The sequence below is a fragment of the Psychromonas aquatilis genome, assembly GCF_038155185.1.
Lineage (GTDB): Bacteria > Pseudomonadota > Gammaproteobacteria > Enterobacterales > Psychromonadaceae > Psychromonas > Psychromonas aquatilis.
The window spans coordinates 1-213 of record NZ_JBAKAZ010000418.1; the positions used below are offsets into that span (position 1 = coordinate 1).

1 protein-coding gene is annotated in these 213 nt (G+C 36.6%); it reads right to left on the reverse strand.

Going from position 1 to position 213, the window contains the following annotated elements:
• Positions 1-14: 14 nt before the first annotated feature.
• Positions 15-213, reverse strand: a 199-nt coding sequence (locus tag V6256_RS16000) for a hypothetical protein (RefSeq protein WP_341599188.1), incomplete at its 5' end; no start/stop codon positions are given.

The window sequence follows — 213 nt, forward strand, 5'->3', positions numbered from 1 at the left end:
GAGTCAGGCATTAACTAGATACCATCAACTGCTTGACCTAATTGAACATGGCGAATCAATCCATATTTACGATGACTCAATTCCAACATAGTTTGATCGTCACGAATAATAGTTCGGCGAATAAAGATAATTAAATTACGCTTTTCAGTACTACTCTTAGGCGATCTAAATAGCTGCCCTAAGTAAGGAATATCACCCAATAAAGGCACTTTA